Raw genomic sequence first — 17,252 nt, 5'->3', positions numbered from 1 at the left:
GCAAGCTTTTCCCGCGAAAAGCGGCTTCGAGCGAAGAGAGAACCGAACCATCCATCACTTCCCGGCGTCCGGCGCAGCGCGGCCGGCTCGGGGCAACGCTCTCTTCCTGGTGCCACGATGAATCCAAGCTCCGAACCCGTCTACCTCGTCGATCCGGCTGATCCGCAGCGTTTCCGTATCGAGGGCTATCACCGCGCCAAGCCCTTCGCGAGCTTCTTTCCTGGCATCGCCGGTGTGATGGGCGTGCCGCTGTGGGCGTTCTACGTGAACCGCGGGCAGGGCGTCAGCAGCTTTGGTGTGCAGGACAAGGACGGCGCGATCGTCGAGTTCCAGCCGGCCAACAAGGCCTACCGCCTGACGAGCAGCACCGGCTTCCGAACCTTCGTTCACTGGACGCGCGGTGAGCGCAGCGGCTATGTCGAGCCCTTCCGTGACAGCCTCGCTGCGCGCGCGAACGAGCCGTCGCGTCACTTGAGCATCAGCCCCTGGGATCTGCGCCTTGAAGAGCAGGATGCCGCGCTGGGTCTGCGTTTCCAGGTCCGCTATTTCACGATTCCGAACGAGCCGGTCGCGGCCCTGGCGCGTGAGTTGGTGATCACGAACACGGCCTCCGAGCCGGTCGTGCTGCAGCTTGTCGATGGCCTGCCGCAGTTCATGCCCTACGGCCTCAACGACTGGGCCATGAAGCACATGTCGCGCACGATCGAGGCGTGGTACACCGTCGACAACCTCGACCAGCGCGCGCCCTACGCACGGCTGAAGGTGACCTTCGCCGACACCGCCGAGGTGAAGCCGATCGACAAGGGGCATGCCTTCTTCGCGACGCTCACGCAGGGCGGCGAAACCCGCCTGCTCGACCCGGTGATCGATCCGCAGGAAGTGTTCGGGCGTGTCACCGATTTCGATTTCCCGGAGCAGTTTGTCGGCGGCCAGTACCGCTGGCGCGCCGAACAGCAGTCGGGCAACCGCACGCCGAGCGCGCTGGCGCATGGCGGTGTCAGCCTCGCGGCGGGTGAATCGGTGACCTTGCATGCGCTGTTCGCGAAGGTGGATAGCCTTGCGGACTGGAACGCGCGCCTGCCGCAGTACGCCACGCCCGCCTTCTTCGCCGCCAAGGCGGACGAGAACGAGCAACTGGTGCGCGCGCTGATGGACCGCTGCTTTCTCGTTACCGAGGATGCGCGGCTCAACGCCTATGCCGGCCAGAACTTCCTCGACAACCTCTTGCGTGGCGGCTACCCGCTATCAATCGGCAACGCCGAACGGCGGGATGTGCTGTACCTGTTTTCGCGCCGCCATGGTGACACCGAGCGCGACTACAACCAGTTCCGTCTCGCGCCGACCTACTTCTCGCAGGGGAATGGCGCTTACCGCGATGTGAACCAGAACCGCCGCAACGATGTGTGGTTCAACCCGGATGTCGGCGCCGCGAACATCGAGTACTTCGTCAACCTGATCCAGCTCGACGGCTACAACCCGCAAGTGGTGAAAGGGCTGCGCTACCAGCTCGACGTGGCGGCCGCGCAGCCGGCACTCGACCGCCTGGTACTGCCGGCGCTGCACGACAGCCTGCTCGGCGCGCTGGCGAAACCGTGGATTCCGGATACGGTGATTCGCTGGGCTGCGGAGCATCAGGCGATGCTGCGCGGGCCGCTGTTCGAGCTGGTTTCGGCACTGGTGCTGGCGAGTCGCAAGCTCGAAGACGCCGAGCACGGCGAAGGCTTCTGGACCGACCACTGGTTCTACAACCTCGACCTGATCGAGAGTTTCGAAGGCCTCTTCCCGGATCGCATGGCGGCGCTGCTGACGGCCGAGCGCCGTTTCAGCTACTTCGACAATGCGGTGCGGGTGCTGCCGCGCGCGCAGAAGTACGTGCTGACAGCGAACGGCCCACGCCAGTACGAGGCGGTGGAGCTCGACGAAGGCAAGGCGGCACTGATTGCCATGCGCAGCAGCGAGGCCGACAAGGTGCGCACCCGCGATGGCGCGATCTACCGTTCCAGCCTGCTTTCCAAGCTGGTCCTGCTTGCCACGGTGAAGCTTGCAACCCTCGACCCTGCCGGTATGGGGATCGAGATGGAGGCCGACAAGCCGAACTGGAACGATTCGATCAACGGCCTGCCTGGTCTGTTCGGCTCGTCGATCAACGAGAGCCAGGAGCTGTTGCGTCTGGTGCGGCTGATCCTGCGGTGGTGCGACGACTACGCGCTGCAGGGCGCAAGCGTGACGCTGCCGGAAGAGGCCGCCACGCTGCTCGACGAGGTCCGCCATCTTGTTGCGGTGCGCCTCGGTGGCAGCATCAGCGCGTTCGAATACTGGTCGCAGGCGGCCGATGCGCGCGAAGCCTATCGTTTGCAGCTGCTGGAGGATCTCTCCGGCCGTGAGCGCCGTTGGCCACTGGCCGATCTGCGCGACTGGCTGGCCCAATCTTCCGAGCTGCTGGCTGCCGGCATTGCACGTGCGTTCGACGACAAGCTAGGCATCTGTACCACCTACTGGATGTTCGACCTGGTCGAATATGCGCCGCTCAACATGACGCGCGAGTTGCACGGCAAACCGATGCAGACCTGCCGCGCGATCCGCTTCGAAGCGAAGCCGGTGGCTCCGTTCATCGAAGGCAGCGTGCACGCGCTGCGGCTTGCGCAAGACACTGCGGCCGCCGCGCGGATTGCCGCCGGGGTGCGCGAATCGGAGCTCTACGACGCACCGCTTGGCATGTACAAGGTGAGCGGGTCGACACAGCAGATGCCGCTCGAGATCGGCCGCCTGCAAGCCTTTACGCCGGGCTGGCTGGAGAACGAGTCGATCTTCCTGCACATGGCCTACAAGTACCTGCTCGAGCTGCTGCGTGCGGGGCTCTACGACAGCTTCTGGCAGGCAGCGCAAAGCGGTCTGGTGCCGTGGCGTGACCCTGCTCAGTACGGCCGCTCGATCTTCGAGAACGTCTCCTTCATCGTCACCAGCGCCAATCCGGATGCGTCCTTGCACGGCAATGGCTTCTCCGCGCGCTTGTCGGGCAGCACCAGTGAGTTCTACAACATGCTGCTGCTGGCGATTCTGGGCGAACGGCCGTTCCGCCAGGGCGACGATGGTGCGCTGGTGTTCGAAGCACGCCCGGCGCTGCCCGGTGAGCTGTTTACGACCGACGCGCGGCATGTGCGGCGCGCCAGCGCAAGCGGTATCGTCGCGCCCGGGCCGAGCGGCAAGGAGGTCGCACGCGAAGCGACGCTGCCGGCCGGTTCGCTGGCATTCAGCATCCTTGGCGACTGCCTGCTGGTGCTGGAGAACCCGCTGCGTTGCGACACCTGGGGCCCGGACGGTGTGCAGGTGCAGGGCTATCGGGTCCATTACAACGATGGCGTGCGGCATACGATCAGCGGCCGTCAGCTGCCAGCGCCGCATGCGCAGGCTTTGCGCGATGGCGCAATCGAACGATTGACGGTGGTGCTTGGCCGGGAGGCCGGCGACGCCACCGGTTAGGCAAGACAACAACGCAAGCCGGTGCGGCGCGAGGGCGCGCCGACCGGTTCGAATCAGGAGGCAAGCATGAACAGATCGATCCTTTCCACCCGCCGGCTCTGCCTGGCGCTCGCGACCGCTGCAGCCTTCGCCGGTGCGCCGGCGGCGCACGCCGGTCCGCTTGACGGCCTCACCGATCTGTTCAGCGACAGCGAAAGCCGCATCACCGTGTGGGTCGCGAATCCGACGGATCGGCTGAATCTGAGTCCGTGGGACTACATCGAACTGCAGCAGCGCAGCGGCGCAGAAAAAGGCGCGCCGAATCAGCACCCGGTTCAGCTTTCCGCCGACGCGGTGACACGTGCGCTGAGCAGCGTGCAGGTGATCCTCGGCAAGGACACCGTAGCCCTGTTCGAGCAGGCCGAAGTGTCCCGCTTGGCCCGCGCGATCGCCGGTAGTCTCACGAAGGCCGGCCCGGATCAGGATCTGGTGTTTGTCAGTACCAGCCGCCACAAGGAGTTGGGTGCCTATGGTGCGAAGCTGACGAACACCGGCAGGGTGTTCTATGCCGATGGGGCGTTGCAGCTGATCGTCGGGGTGCAGTTGTCCGATGCGCTGCTTGGCCTGCGGCCGGGCACCAGCCCGACCCGCGCACTTGATCCGGGCAAGCGCGCAAAGAGTTCGGAGCGGGTGAAGATCGTTGAGTCCGGCCAGAGCGGCGCGCGCGTGCTCCGCAACGACTGGATCGCTTTCCAGCTGGATGCGGCGGCATCGGCTGCATCGGCCGCACCGGCAGCCCCGGCCGTCGTGGCACCGGCCGCCGCACCTGCGGCGGCAGCGCAGCCCGCCGCCTCTCCGGCGGTGGACCCCGCTGTGCAGCGCCACTTCAGCCAGCAGGAAAGCCGCCTCGTGCTGCTCAAACGCATGCGCGACCAAGGGCTGATCACCGAAGCCGAGTACGAAGCCAAGCGTGCCGAGGCCTTGAAAAACCTCTGATTGATCTCGCACCCGCCTGCGTACAAGCGCGCGGGCGGGCGCGACGCAGTGCTGAAATCCGCCTGATCCTGCAGGGTACCTGACTCATCCTGCTGTTTGAGGTGACCGTCTTGTAATATGAAAGCGCTTTCATTAGGCTTTGCGCAGGCCTGAATCCAGACAAAGAAGCCGGGCCCCGATCAATGTGCTGCGAACCCAAGTCCATTAAGGAGGATGTCGTGATCAAGGAGATCTCCAAGCTTTCCGCCGGTGCTGCGCTGGCGATGACTGCGCTTTCAATGTCGCTGATGACCGGCTGCGCATCGACGCCCGGTGCAGCGCCTGCTGCAGCGCCTGCCGCCGCGGCAGCCCCGGCCGAGGCCGGCAAGCTGCAGCCGCTGCTGGTCTATGGCGACCAAGGTAGTGTTGACCCGAACGTCCTCTTCCTCGGTACGCCGGCGAACTGGGCCTTCATCGTGCCGAACAAGGGTCTCGGCGCAATGGATGCCGGCAACATCAAGGCCGAGCCGACCAAGGTGGGTGGTGTGAACGGCGTCAAGGTCACCTGGACCGGTGGCGTGGGCCAGATCTACTCGCAGTCGAAGACCTCGCACGATCAGGTCGATTACGTTGACGCAGACTCCGCCCTTGTATTCGACGCCGTTATGCACAAGGCGCCGGAAGATCAGGTGCTGGTGCGCGTCGACTGCCGTTACCCCTGCATGGGCATGGTCGATACGACGGCCTACCTGAAGAGCCTGCCGCTCGAGAAGCTGACCACCGTGAAGATCCCGCTTGCTTGCTTCGAGAAGGCCGGCACCAAGTTCCCGGTCGTGAACACTCCGTGGGTGATCTACACCGCCAAGCCGATGTCGATGTCGGTTGCCAATGTCCGTTATGTGCCCGGCGCGGCCAAGGACGCCGATGTGGCGATGAAGTGCGGTAGCTGATCGCGCATGTTTGAGTAACAGAGAAAGGCTCGATGGCGCACGCGCGACATCGAGCCTTTTGAATTTCTAGGTTGTCCTGATGAATCCGATCAAATTCGCCGCCGTCGCAATACTGGCTCTTTGTGCGACGACGAGCCGCGCCGACACGGTCAAGCACGGCCTTGGCCAATACAGCGCAGCGCAGCAACTCGGCAGCGAGCGCGAGTTGCCGCCGGTGCGCTATGAAGGTGGCCCGGCGCCGACCAACAAATGGTTCTCGTCGCTGCTCTTCTCCCCCTGGCCGCAACCGCTCTACGCGCAGCCCGCCTCGTATCGCCCCACGCCTGAAGGCTTTGAGGTGGATGTGCCGAAGCCGGCAGCGATCCTCAGCGCAACGCGCGAGGAGAACGACATCGTTGCGCCGCATCGCTCACGGCTGAGCATCGCGCCGACAGCCTTCACCCCGGCGGATGCACGGGTCGGGCGCTATTCCGATTGGGCTGTCGATGTCGTGATGGCCAGCGGCGCAGACCGTCTGACGGCCACCCTCGCGCACGGTTCGCCCTACAGCTTCTACGAAATCACGCGCGGTGATGTGCGCTTCAAGGCCAGCGCGCCCTACCGGGTGTTCTCGCGCTCCGACGACGGCCGCACCTTGGGCATTGCAGTCGGCGATCGCGCCTATGCGCTGTATGCGCCAGCGGGTGGCCAGTGGCGCGAGGCCGATGCGGTGTCGCTCGAACTCGTGTTGCCGAAGGGTAAGGGCTACTTCAGCGTTGCGGTGCTGCCGGCGGCCGATGCCGCCCAGGTGAAACTGCTGCGGCGCAACGCCTTTGCCTTCATCACCGACACCAAGGTGAGCTGGCAGTACGACGAGAAGCGCAGCGAGCTCACCACGACCTATCTCGCGACCACGCAGCCGCGTGAGGGAACCGAGAAGGGCACGGTCTTCGCGCTGTATCCGCACCAGTGGCACGACAACCCGCAGCTGCCCGCGGTGCTGCCCTTGAGCTACAAATCGATCCGTGGCGAGCTCAAGCTCATCAGCGGCAACAGCTTCCAGACACGCTACCGTTACCGCGGTTTCGTACCGACCTGGCCGGCACTGGCGGAAGGCCCCGCGCGTGCGCAGCTCGACGCCTTCCTGGCCGAAGATCTTCAGTTCGGGCCCGATCAGCTGCTCGGCAGCCGCGGCACGTACTGGGAGGGCAAGGGTTTCAACCGCGCCGTGCAGGTGATGGGCATCGTCGAAGCGATGGGCCGCACCAGCGATCGCGATGCGATCCTCGCCGCGACCAAGGCGCGCATGCAGCGCTGGTTTGCTCCGGGTGACGAAGTGGAGCGCTACTTCCACTACAACAAACGGGTGGGTTCGCTGATCGGCTATCCGGACGAGTACGGCTCTGCCAACGAACTCAACGACCACCACTTCCACTACGGCTACTGGATCTTCGCCGCGGCGCAGATTGCGCTGCGCGATCCCGACTGGGCTAAGCGCGACAAGTGGGGCGGCATGGTCGAGCTGATGATCGATGACATCGCCAATACCGACCCGGCCAACCGCATGTTCCCGCGCCTGCGGCACTTCGATGCCTACGAGGGGCATTCCTGGGCATCCGGCGGCGCGCCGTTCTTCGACGGCAACAATCAGGAGTCGTCATCCGAGGCGATCAATGCCTGGGCGGGCATGATCCTGTGGGGCGAGGCCACCGGTAACAAGCGGATTCGCGATGCGGGCATCTACCTCTACACCACCGAAATCGAGGCGCTCAAGCACTACTGGTTCGACCTGCACCACAAGGTGTTTGCGCCCGAGTACAGCAACGTCGATGCGGCGATGGTGTGGGGTGACAAGTACATCCACACCACCTGGTGGACCGAAGATCCGCGCGAGGTGCATGGCATCAACCTGCTGCCGCTCACCACTGCATCGCTCTACCTCGCGGCCGATCCGGACTACATCCTGCGTAACCTCGACGCGATGGACGCCGAGTTCGAGCGCTTCCTCGCACGCGATGGCAAGGCGCCGCGCGACATCTGGCAGGACATCCTGCTCGGCTACCACGCCCTGAGCGACGCGAAGACCGCGATCGCACGCTGGAACCCGAAGGGCGCGGTGGAGGACGGTGAAACACGCAGCCATACCTGGCACTGGATGAACACGCTCGCTGCTTACGGGCGCCCGGATCTGAGTGTCGGCGCAGACGCGCCGCTGTACTCGGTGTTCCGCCGCGCAGATGGCGTACGCACCTATCTCGCTTACAACACTGGCCCGCGCGCTCGCACGGTGGTTTTCAGCGATGGCACACGACTCGTCGTGCCACCGCGTTCCGCAGCGCGCACTCAAGGAAAGCAACCATGAACGACTTTGCACGTGCTCGTACCTACATCTGTGCCGCTGCGCTGGGCCTTGGGCTTGCCGCCTGCGGTGGCGGCGATGCAAGCGCTGGTGCCGGTTCAGGCACCGGTGGCGGCGGCTCAACGATGCCCGCTGGCGGCGTGCCGGAGGGCTGGAAGATGGTGTGGTCCGATGAGTTCGATGTCGACGGCCTACCCGATGCCTCGCGCTGGGAGTACGACACCGATCGCAACCAGGCCGGCTGGTACAACAACGAGCTGCAGTACTACGCGCGCGACCGCGCGGAGAACGCAGTCGTCAGCAACGGCAAGCTGGTCATCACGGCGCGCAAGGAGCAGCAGAAGACCGCTTCGGATTGGGGTGGGCAGAACTACACCTCGGCGCGGCTCGTGACCCGCGGCAAGGCCAGCTGGACCTATGGTTTCTACGAGATCCGCGCGAAGCTGCCATGTGGTCGCGGCACCTGGCCGGCGATCTGGATGCTCGGCACCGGCGGGGCCTGGCCTGACGACGGTGAGATCGACATCATGGAGCAGGTCGGGAGTGCGCCCTCGACCGTGCTCGGCACGATCCACACCAAGTTCTACAACCACATGAACGGTACGCAGCGTGGTGGCAGCACGCAGGTGTCGGACGCCTGCACGGCGTTCCACAACTATCAGCTCAACTGGACCAAAGATTACATCGTGATCGGGGTGGATAACACGAACTACTTCATGTTCGCCAACCCCGGCAACGGCTATGGCGGCTGGCCCTATGACAAGCCCCAGTACCTGCTGTTGAACCTTGCGATCGGCGGCGTTCTGGGTGGCTCCGTGGATGACACGATTTTCCCGGTGCAGATGGAAGTGGACTATGTGCGGGTTTATCAACCGGCATCATGAGCACGTCGGGTAAGGCGCCACCCGGCGTCTCGATGGCAGAGATCGCAGCACGCGCGGGCGTGTCCGTCAGCACCGTCGCGCGTGTGCTCAATGCGTCGGGCGGGGTGTCTGGCGAGCGCCGGCGTGCGGTGCAAGAGGCTGTCACGCTGCTTACCGAAGGTGCGCCGGCGGATGCAACGCAGGCCTGTGCGCCGCGGACCATCGGCGTGCTGGTGCAGGCGTCCGAGAGCAGCTACTTCGACGCGCTCTTGCAGGGCATCGACGCGCAGCTGACATCGCTTGGCTACACGATGCTGCGTGTCTGCGGCGACTGGTCTGCGCGTGAGGAGGCCGAGCAAGTGCGGGCACTGGTCGCGAGGCGCGTCGCGGGTGTCATCCTGCCTTGTGGCGTGCTCGACGATGTGCTGCTGCAACGGCTTGCGGAGGAGGTACCGATTGTTGTCACCGGGCGCAAGGCGCATGGCGAACGGCTGCGTTCGCTCAGCATCGACAACTGCGCTGGTGCACTCACCGCGGTGCGGCATCTGCTATCGCTGGGGCACCGGCGAATCGCGCATATCGCCGGCCCGCCCGACCAGGAGGATGCGCGTGATCGGCTGAGCGGTTATCGGCAGGCGCTTGAAGAGGCCGGGCTGCGCTTCGATCCGAATCTGGTTGTGCAGGGCGGGTTCCTCAAGGGCGGCGGGCTCGCAGCGATGCATGCGCTGCTCGAACGCGCGACGGCCTTCACCGCAGTATTCGCGGCCAACGATCTGTCCGCCTGCGGCGCGCGGCAGGCGCTCTTGCGCTACGGTATTCGCGTGCCGGACGACATCTCGTTGATCGGCTTTGACGACGCCGTGGAAGCCCTCAGTACCGACCCGCCGCTGACCACGATTCGGCAGCCTGTGCGCGAGCTCGGCAGTGCGGCTGCGGTGCAGATCGTGAATCTCGTCAGCGGCGCGGGGGACGCGCTGCCAGCGGTGCCGCCACTTGAACTTGTCGTCCGCGGCAGCACGCGACGCCTGCGTTGACATTGTCCGTGCCGGGGGGCACACAATTGCTTTCATAGAAAGGCGCCGCATGACGGCGCCGCATAAGAGGAGGATGGGATGAGGACAGCAACACGACAGCGCCCGCGGCGTCAGCCGGGCACGACCTCGCACGCCGTGAACATCGGGGCGGGGTGCCCGAGTCAGCGAGGGTGACTGGCCATGCCGAGAATCGAGGACAAGCGCCACGACAAGGCGGCCGCATTCGCCCAGCGCATGAACCGGGTGCTGGACTTCATCGATACCCATCTGGCGGAGACCGAACCGCTGCGCCTTGAAGCATTGGCGTCGGTGGCGGCCTTCTCGCCCTTTCACTTCCACCGCATCTTTCGCGCATGGACCGGTGAGACCTTGCAGGACTTCATTCGTCACCGCCGCCTCGAAAAGGCGGGTGGGCAGTTGGTACACAACCCCGCCGTCACGGTTCAGATCGTCGCGCAGCACTGCGGTTTCACGTCGGCAGAGGCGTTCTCGCGCGCGTTTTCGCAGCACTTCGGCATGAGTCCGAGCGCATGGCGTTCGGGTGGCTACCGACACTGGGATCCGGTACAGGGTCGCGCCTGCGATGACCGCCCCTGCGCCGGGCTCGATGTGCGCATGCGTTGGGAACCGGACCGCACTGTTGCCTATTTCCGTTTGAGCGGCAGCTATCAGGAGACGCCGGACGAGGCATGGTCGACATGCATGGACTGGATTCGCGCGAATCATCTTGAGGGGCAGCCGCGCTTTGGTATGGCGCTGGACGATCCGCTCATCACGCCGCCGGTTCGCTGTCGTTACGATGCCTGCGTACTTCTGCCGGACGGCTGGGAGCCGCGTGGCGAGCGCATCTCGCGCAAGAAGATCGAGGGTGGCCTCTACGCCTGTTTGGCCTATGCCGGCCCGCGCGCGGGTATCGCAGCAGCGTGGCTGTCGATGCTCAGCGAATGGCTTCCCAACAGCGGTCACGGCTTGAGTGAAGAGCCCTTCGTCGAGCACTACGCGCCGCAAGTCACGCCGACCGGAGACCCGATCTCGGTCGAGCTCTGCATGCCCTTGAGCGAGTGAGACAAAAACCCCGCGCCGCTCGGTGGCGCGGGGTTTTTCGTTGAGCGCGTCAGTGCCGCGCATCGCGATCAAAGATCACTTGGACCAGTAGATGTTGTCGACCAGCACCTTCGCGGTCGGCTTGCCGGTCGTGCCGGTTACCGCATAGCGGTCGGCGATCACGAAACCATTGGACACCTTGGTCATGTCGAGCACAGCCGTGGTCGGCTGGCCGTAAGCCGGCGCCGCCTTCGCAGCAATCGCGCTGACCGGTACCGATACCGTGTGCCACGCACCGTCATTCACATAGCCATACTGCCCCGGCGCAATCGCGAGATACACGTCGGTGCCGGTGTTGGCGTTGGTGCTGCCGGTGAAGAAGCCGACTTCGAGCTTGCCCGGGTAAGTGGTCTTGATGCTGAAGTTGATGTGGCCCGTCGCGGTGTTGAAGTTGGTCAGGTCATCGGGGTTCGCCAGTTGCATGAAGAAGCCCCAGCCCCAGTCCTTAGGCGCCGGCGTGATCTCGAGTGCGTTGGTGCCTTCGCTGGCGCCACTCGTAACGATGCTGCCCACTGCGGTGTTGCCGTCCCAAGCCATCCAGCTGGTCAGCGGGGTGATCGGGCCGGCGGGCACCGCCGAATCGGTCGCAACGGTGTCAGCGAACAGCGTGTAGGTGTTCGCGGTGATGCGCGGGTTCGACGCTGCGGGGACGAAGTACACCGCGTCGGCCAGCGTGTAGGTGGCAGCTTGGCGCTGGCTTGACGGGTACAGGTCGTAGACCACGTACTTTGCCAGGCGGTTCACATCGAACAGGCCCCAGCCGTCGTCGCCGCCTTTCCATGGCTCGTCGAATGCCTCGAAGGTAAAGATCGCCTTCGGGCCGTTGGTCCACGCCGCCATGCGGTCGAAGTACATCTTCTGGTTGACCGGGTGAGCGCGTTGCGATTCACCGCCGGTGACGGTGCTCTTCCAGCCCGTCTCGCCAATCACGATCGGCATGTTCGGTTGCTTGCTGGCAACGTAGGCGGCAACGGCGTTGTAGTCCTTCTTTGCCTTCGCGAGCGCGGCATCCATCATGGCCGCCGCACGCTGGTCAGCCGGCACGCTGGCTTGTTGCCAATCCCACAGGCCCCAGGGCGTATCGGCCAGCGGGTAGGTGTGCATCGCAACGTAGTCGACCACGTCGAGCACCTTGTTGGTGTCGTACTTCTTCTGGTCGTTGGCAAAGAACGCCCAGTTGTCGTCGGTGGTCACGGGTTGCGTGATGCGCGCGCGCACTGCGGCGATGTACGCGGCCATATCGGCCGGCGGCACCTTCAGGCCGGACCAATCGACCATCGTTTCGTTACCGATGCTCACGCCGAGGACGATGTCCTTATAGGTATTCGCGAGCGCGACGCCACGTTCGATCTCGGCAAGGTTGTCGGCGTCTGAAGTCGCCTTCGGGCCGCTGATCCAGATGCCCAGTTGCACCTTGATATCGAGGTTGTTGTCCTTGATCACCTGAAGCGTCTTTGCCGCATGGGCGTCCGAGCTGTCGAACAGGCGAATCAGGCGGAAGTTGCCTTGCACCAGCAGTTGCAGATCCTGCAGAACTTCGGCGGCGGTAGGCACCGTCGAACGGTCAGCGCCGCGGTAGCCGGAGTACGACACAGCCTTGCGCGAGCTGAATTCCGCGCTCAGCGGGCGCAGCTCGCGCGCCGTCGGCGTGGGGGTCGGCGTCGGGGCGGGGTCGGATGATCCGCCGCCACAAGCCGTAAGGACCAGGCTGGCCGCGAGGGCAGCCAAGCCAAGCAGATTTCTTCTTCGTAAGTCGAACGCGAACACGTATGTCTCCTTAATCGTTTGGTCGTGCGCAGATGCGCCGTCGCAGCACAGGAATTGCGGCGATGAGACACGATAGGAGCTTGCAGCCGTGTTCGACCATGACCCGGATTGCTGATCGGGTTGGCCGGTTTTGACTACGGGACGATAAGCTTTGCGGTGTTTCTCAAGGTGGCGTTGAATTCACGCAGGGCTTGCGGCTCACCTTGTGCTTGCAAGAGTGATTTTTGCCACCAGCCGACGTCGTGCCAGTTGCCGAGTTTGAAACCGACCTTGCGGTACACCCCAACTGATTCAAAGCCGATGGCTTCATGCAGACGAACGCTGGCTGCATTCGGCAGGGCGATGCCGGCGAAGGCCTGGTAGTAACCAAGCGCCATGAGTTGCTCGAAGAGTGCCGCGTACAGATTGCGACCAACGCCTGTGCGGCGCATGTCTTCACGCACGTAGGCGGTAGTGTCCACCGCCCACTGGTAGGCCGCCCGTTCCCGGTGTCGGCTGGCATACACATAGCCGCACACGGCGCCCTGTGGATCGACGCCGACCAGCCAGGGCAAGCGCGGCAGTGTGTCGCGAATCCGGTTTTGCATTTCGGTCAGGCTGGGCGCTACCAGCTCAAACGAAGTGTGGCTGTGCTCAACGAAGGGCCGGTAGATCGCGAGGATCTCGCCTGCGTCGTCAGGTGTCGCGACGCGGATCTTCATGTGTTGACCGCGTCAGCGATGCGAGGTTTGGCCAGCGCGTTACCGAGGCGTCGATGCATCAGCTTCGCGCTGCACGGGCATGCGCCCTGGAACTCGGCGGATGCGAGCAGGGCGGTGGGTACATCTTCCCGCCGCGCCACGGCGAAACCCAGGCGCGGAAAGTAGTCTGCGGCGCTCGTCGTCAGCAGGTAGATGTCCTGCACGCCGCGCGCCGCCGCATCCGCCAGCACGTGGCGGACGAGCCGGCTGCCAAGTCCGCCGTTTTGATGTGCTGCGTCGATCGAGACCGAACGCAGCAGGGCCACGCTGCCACGCATTTCAGTGCCGGCAACACCAATGATTCCACCGTCGAGCGTGGCGACGAAGAAGTCATCGATGTGCGCCTCGGCGCCGTCGCGCGGCAGCTTGTTCCGCGCCAGCAGCGCAGCGACCGCAGGCCAGTCTTGGGCGTTGGCGCGCCGGATGGACAGGGTGTTCATTGACATGAGGATCCCTTGGTGTCGGTTCGCGATGGGGAACAGGCGGGGCGGCTGTCGTTGAGCAGGAGGTCGCGCAGCCGTTGCAGTGATCGCGCTACGTCTTCCCGTTCGCGTTTGCCGAGCGGCGTCAGCAAACCGTCCGCATGGCCGTTTAGCGTGGCGTTGAGCGCCGTCACACGTTGCTGTCCGGCCGCGGTCAGGGTGACCAGCCAGCTGCGCGCATCCGCCGGGTTCGGCTCCTTGGTGGCGAAACCATCGCGCACAAGGCTTTCGACTGCGCGACTGATCCAGCTCTTCTCAAGCAACAGGCGCGCGCCCAGCTCCGAAAGCGGAATCGGGCCGCTGCGCCCCAGTTCAGTGAGGATGTGGCACTGCGTGTTGGTGGTGCCGCAGCATTCGGCTGCGGCGCGCTGTGCGCGGGTGTAGAGGCGCGCTACCTCGCGCAGCAACTCACCTGGATTGGGTGGCAGTTCGGTCATGGCGTGCGTATCGATCAGGTTTTGCTGAACTCTGATCTTTCCGAACATGGTTGTCAATAGCAACCAATGGCATCCGAGCACCGTAATTGTCATACCGGAGGAGTATCGTCACGTCCCGTCACCGCACATCCGCGGTGGCCGCCGCCCGCATCGCATGCGCGGCCGTTTGCGTTTCCACGAGGACCGCATGAACCCGCTTGATCCCCTTCCACTGCACGGCACGCACATCACCCTTCGACGCCTGCGTGCCGAGGACCTCGCCGCTTTCCAGAGTTACCGGCAGGACACCGCGCTGGCGCGATACCAGGGTTGGCAGCCACAGTCCGACGCCGACGCGCTGGCATTCATCACGTCGATGGCGATGGCGCCGATCTTTCCGCGTGCCGATTGGGTGCAGCTCGGCATTGCCGAACGCGCGACCTATGAGTTGATCGGCGATATCGGCATCTGCGTATCAGCCGATGGCGCCCACGCCGAAATCGGCTTCACGTTGAGCCGGCCGGCCCAGGGGCGCGGATTTGCGCAAGAGGCGCTCGGCCTTGCCGCGCAGCTGCTGTTCCAGACCACCACCGTGGCCGAGGTGCGGGGCATTACCGACGCCCGCAACGCGCCCTCGATTGCACTGCTGGAGCGGGTCGGCATGCGCCGCATCGCTTCGTCCGACGCGGTCTTCAAGGGCGAACCCTGCGTCGAACATACCTATGTTCTGTCACGCCCTCAGGGTGGCGCGCACTCGCGCTGACGGCTGCGGATCTGCGGCCGCGCCAGGTACGCGGCGGCTCAGCTGCGATGCGCTTCGGCCGATGCCACCGCGGTCGGTTGTTGCACCACGGCTTGTGCGGCGACCTGCTCGTAACCAACGACGGTGCTGCCGAGGCACAGTGCGGTACCCACGATGGCCAGCAGGGCGGCGAGGACTTTGTGGTGTTGGCGGATCAGTTGGGTTTTCATGATGTTTCCTCTCACTCTTTGACTTGGGGGGACAGCCTCCGTCGGTCTCGATCGGTGCTGCGTTGAGTGAAGGATGGCGACCGGAACGGGCTACCGCGACCGCCATGCGATGAACCGCAGCAATGCGGGGGCAGGCTGCAGAAAATGCGGCTGGTTGGTTCGGCGCAAACACCTCGGCCGCAACGCGCTTGCCCTGTGCCGGCGATCCAACAAGCCCATCGATCAGCGTTTCCGCCGGTGCTTGAGCGGATGCGCAAGAGGCTGATTTGCGTCAGCCGGGCGCCTGCGCCGCGGGATATCGTGCGATCAATCGATTTAATCGCAGATCCATCAATTTTGGCGTTTTGGTGCCGTAAAGAGGGTATTGACTCCCGATTCGCTACGCCCGCGGTTTCAGTGAATTGACGGCGGCGGCACCGGGCCATGTCATGCGTGTCGCTGCGTTTGTCGCAGCCACGCGCCCCGAATTCGCTTGGTAGCCCCCCGGAACCCCAGCATGCGAACCAACCTGCCAGTCACCCAAGTCGAGACGATCCTGCCCGACGGGGTCTTCATCTACTCCCGCACCGACCTCAAAGGCCGCATCACCGAAGCGAACCGTGCTTTCGCAGAGATCAGCGGCTATGAACCCGAGGCCATGCTGGGCGAGCCGCACAACCTGATCCGCCATCCGGACATGCCGCCAGCGGCCTTTGCCGACATGTGGCAGAACCTCAAGGCCGGCAGGCCCTGGAAAGGGGTGGTCAAGAATCGGCGCAGCGACGGCGGCTACTACTGGGTGGTTGCCAACGTGTCGCCGGTGCGAGAGCACGGCCAGGTGGTTGGCTATCAATCGGTGCGCACGCGGCCCAGCAAGGCTCAGATTGCAGCCGCCGAAGCGGCGTATCGCCGCTTGCGCGAGGGTGACCGCAGCATCTGCGTGAAGGATGGCCGGGTGCGGCGCAGCCACGGCCGCGTGCGTGCCGGGCTGCTGGCACACGAAACGCGCGTTGCAGGCTTCGTCACGCTGGCGGTACTGATGGCACTGATGGCGGTTGCGAGCGCACTGCTGGCCAGCCCTGCGCTCATTACTGCGACGCTCGTTGCGGCCGGCTTTACCGCGTTGGCGGGCCTCTACTTGCTGGCGGTGCACATGCCGCAAACCAACCGCCGGCTCGATGCCATCGACGCCTTTCTCGAAGGGGCGCTATCGACCGGGGAGCTCACCGCCTCGCTCACGCCTGGGAGCGACGATCGCATCGGCCGTATCGCTGCGCAGCTCGACACGCTTGTGTCGGCAACGCGGGCAACGCTGCAGATCGTGCAGGACGCTACACGCGAAGTCGGCGAGTCGACACATCAGCTTCACGGCAGTGTCGAGCGCCTCCATGGTGCGGCGGCCGAGCAGAGCGCGATCACGTCGTCGGCTGCGTCTGGCGTGGAAGAGATGACCGTCTCGATCTCCGAGGTTGCCCTGCATGCCAATGACACCCACGGGGTTGCGCTGAGTGCCGGCTCCGCCGCCGAGCAGGGTGTGGCCGTGTCGCTGCAGGCAGGCGAGACGATTCAGGGGCTCGCCGAGGCGATCTCCAACTCGACCGAAACCGTGGCGCAGCTTGGCCGCCGCATGACCGAAGTGGGCCGGGTCGCGGGCGTGATCAAGGAAATTGCCGAGCAGACCAACCTGCTCGCGCTCAACGCGGCAATCGAGGCCGCGCGCGCGGGCGAGCAAGGGCGCGGCTTTGCGGTCGTGGCCGACGAGGTGCGCAAGCTCGCAGAGCGGACCGCCGCGGCCACGCAAGAGATCGACGCGATGATCGCGCGCATCCACGCCGAGGCCGACGACGCGGTGAGCGGCATGCAGCACAGCGTGGATCAGGTAAGCGCGTCGGTTGCGCTGGTTGACGACGCCGAGCGCGCGTTGGCGCGCATCAACGCCGAGATGACCGCAACGCTCACGCGCGTCGGCGAGATCTCGCTCTCGTCGCAGGAACAGGCGAGTGCGATGAATGCGCTGGCACAGAGCGTCGAAAACGTTGCCCGCCTGACGGAGGAGAACCTGACCGTCGCCGATGCGACGCAGCGCTGCTCACATGCGCTGCACCGAAACGTCGAGCGTATGCGCAAGGCGGTGGCGCAATACAACGTTTGATCGGATCGAGGCCACCGGCGC

Annotated in this window: 14 protein-coding genes; 9 read left to right on the top strand and 5 right to left on the bottom strand. The window is 64.8% G+C overall.

Annotated features, from left to right (window positions below; all coding sequences use genetic code 11):
* The first annotated feature begins 117 nt into the window (after nt 1–117).
* From JY500_RS19285 to JY500_RS19255, 7 genes are all read left to right on the top strand, one after another.
* The gene (locus tag JY500_RS19285; protein ID WP_206254231.1) at nt 118–3,480 is read left to right on the top strand and encodes a hypothetical protein; all 3,363 of its coding nucleotides are present in this window, start codon (nt 118–120) and stop codon (nt 3,478–3,480) included.
* A 66-nt stretch (nt 3,481–3,546) separates the two neighbouring features.
* Nucleotides 3,547–4,455: an SHOCT domain-containing protein gene (locus tag JY500_RS19280; RefSeq protein WP_206254230.1), complete on the top strand. Its 909-nt coding sequence runs from the start codon at nt 3,547–3,549 to the stop codon at nt 4,453–4,455.
* A gap of 218 nt (nt 4,456–4,673) precedes the next feature.
* On the top strand, nt 4,674–5,384 hold the full coding sequence (locus JY500_RS19275; protein WP_206254229.1) for a putative glycoside hydrolase: 711 nt from the start codon (nt 4,674–4,676) through the stop codon (nt 5,382–5,384).
* Nucleotides 5,385–5,463: 79 nt separating this feature from the next.
* Nucleotides 5,464–7,725, top strand: coding sequence for a glycosyl hydrolase (locus JY500_RS19270; protein ID WP_206254228.1), 2,262 nt, complete (start codon nt 5,464–5,466; stop codon nt 7,723–7,725).
* On the top strand, nt 7,722–8,606 hold the full coding sequence (locus JY500_RS19265) for a glycoside hydrolase family 16 protein (protein WP_206254227.1): 885 nt from the start codon (nt 7,722–7,724) through the stop codon (nt 8,604–8,606). Before JY500_RS19270 ends, JY500_RS19265 begins: the two co-directional genes overlap by 4 nt.
* Nucleotides 8,603–9,619, top strand: coding sequence for a substrate-binding domain-containing protein (locus JY500_RS19260; protein ID WP_172203454.1), 1,017 nt, complete (start codon nt 8,603–8,605; stop codon nt 9,617–9,619). Before JY500_RS19265 ends, JY500_RS19260 begins: the two co-directional genes overlap by 4 nt.
* Nucleotides 9,620–9,799: 180 nt before the next feature.
* Nucleotides 9,800–10,684 (top strand): AraC family transcriptional regulator, encoded by an 885-nt coding sequence (locus JY500_RS19255; protein WP_172203453.1) that lies wholly within the window; start codon nt 9,800–9,802, stop codon nt 10,682–10,684.
* A 75-nt stretch (nt 10,685–10,759) separates the two neighbouring features.
* On the opposite strand, the gene JY500_RS19250 is transcribed toward JY500_RS19255, so the two are convergent.
* The 4 genes from JY500_RS19250 to JY500_RS19235 form a co-directional block, all read right to left on the bottom strand.
* The gene (locus tag JY500_RS19250) at nt 10,760–12,490 is read right to left on the bottom strand and encodes a glycoside hydrolase family 17 protein (protein ID WP_206254226.1); all 1,731 of its coding nucleotides are present in this window, start codon (nt 12,488–12,490) and stop codon (nt 10,760–10,762) included.
* A gap of 134 nt (nt 12,491–12,624) precedes the next feature.
* A complete protein-coding gene (locus JY500_RS19245) occupies nt 12,625–13,191 on the bottom strand; it encodes an arsinothricin resistance N-acetyltransferase ArsN1 family B (protein WP_206254225.1) in 567 nt (188 codons plus the stop codon).
* Nucleotides 13,188–13,670, bottom strand: a complete 483-nt coding sequence (gene arsN2 / locus JY500_RS19240; protein WP_206254224.1) for an arsenic resistance N-acetyltransferase ArsN2 — start codon at nt 13,668–13,670, stop codon at nt 13,188–13,190. Before arsN2 ends, JY500_RS19245 begins: the two co-directional genes overlap by 4 nt.
* Nucleotides 13,667–14,149: a MarR family winged helix-turn-helix transcriptional regulator gene (locus JY500_RS19235; protein ID WP_172203449.1), complete on the bottom strand. Its 483-nt coding sequence runs from the start codon at nt 14,147–14,149 to the stop codon at nt 13,667–13,669. Before JY500_RS19235 ends, arsN2 begins: the two co-directional genes overlap by 4 nt.
* Nucleotides 14,150–14,336: 187 nt before the next feature.
* Here JY500_RS19235 and JY500_RS19230 point away from each other — a divergent pair, with 187 nt between their 5' ends.
* Nucleotides 14,337–14,891 (top strand): GNAT family N-acetyltransferase, encoded by a 555-nt coding sequence (locus JY500_RS19230; protein WP_206254223.1) that lies wholly within the window; start codon nt 14,337–14,339, stop codon nt 14,889–14,891.
* Between the two features lie 38 nt (nt 14,892–14,929).
* Here the strand turns inward: JY500_RS19230 and JY500_RS19225 are convergent, their stop codons facing one another.
* Nucleotides 14,930–15,100 (bottom strand): hypothetical protein, encoded by a 171-nt coding sequence (locus JY500_RS19225; protein WP_172203447.1) that lies wholly within the window; start codon nt 15,098–15,100, stop codon nt 14,930–14,932.
* Nucleotides 15,101–15,596: 496 nt separating this feature from the next.
* On the opposite strand from JY500_RS19225, the gene JY500_RS19220 reads away from it, so the two are divergent.
* A complete protein-coding gene (locus tag JY500_RS19220) occupies nt 15,597–17,231 on the top strand; it encodes a methyl-accepting chemotaxis protein (protein WP_206254222.1) in 1,635 nt (544 codons plus the stop codon).
* The last annotated feature ends 21 nt before the right edge of the window (nt 17,232–17,252 follow it).

This window comes from Niveibacterium microcysteis, from assembly GCF_017161445.1.
GTDB lineage: Bacteria > Pseudomonadota > Gammaproteobacteria > Burkholderiales > Rhodocyclaceae > Niveibacterium > Niveibacterium microcysteis.
This window is presented reverse-complemented; position numbering and strand designations above follow the sequence as displayed.

Coding starts and splice junctions, on each gene's coding strand:
- JY500_RS19270 (WP_206254228.1), top strand. CDS start 5,464: ATGAATCCGATCAAATTCGCCGCCGTCGCAATACTGGCTCTTTGTGCG.
- JY500_RS19260 (WP_172203454.1), top strand. CDS start 8,603: ATGAGCACGTCGGGTAAGGCGCCACCCGGCGTCTCGATGGCAGAGATC.
- JY500_RS19255 (WP_172203453.1), top strand. CDS start 9,800: ATGCCGAGAATCGAGGACAAGCGCCACGACAAGGCGGCCGCATTCGCC.
- JY500_RS19230 (WP_206254223.1), top strand. CDS start 14,337: ATGAACCCGCTTGATCCCCTTCCACTGCACGGCACGCACATCACCCTT.
- JY500_RS19265 (WP_206254227.1), top strand. CDS start 7,722: ATGAACGACTTTGCACGTGCTCGTACCTACATCTGTGCCGCTGCGCTG.
- JY500_RS19245 (WP_206254225.1), bottom strand. CDS start 13,191: ATGAAGATCCGCGTCGCGACACCTGACGACGCAGGCGAGATCCTCGCG.
- JY500_RS19220 (WP_206254222.1), top strand. CDS start 15,597: ATGCGAACCAACCTGCCAGTCACCCAAGTCGAGACGATCCTGCCCGAC.
- JY500_RS19225 (WP_172203447.1), bottom strand. CDS start 15,100: ATGAAAACCCAACTGATCCGCCAACACCACAAAGTCCTCGCCGCCCTG.
- JY500_RS19235 (WP_172203449.1), bottom strand. CDS start 14,149: ATGACCGAACTGCCACCCAATCCAGGTGAGTTGCTGCGCGAGGTAGCG.
- JY500_RS19285 (WP_206254231.1), top strand. CDS start 118: ATGAATCCAAGCTCCGAACCCGTCTACCTCGTCGATCCGGCTGATCCG.
- arsN2 (WP_206254224.1), bottom strand. CDS start 13,670: ATGAACACCCTGTCCATCCGGCGCGCCAACGCCCAAGACTGGCCTGCG.
- JY500_RS19280 (WP_206254230.1), top strand. CDS start 3,547: ATGAACAGATCGATCCTTTCCACCCGCCGGCTCTGCCTGGCGCTCGCG.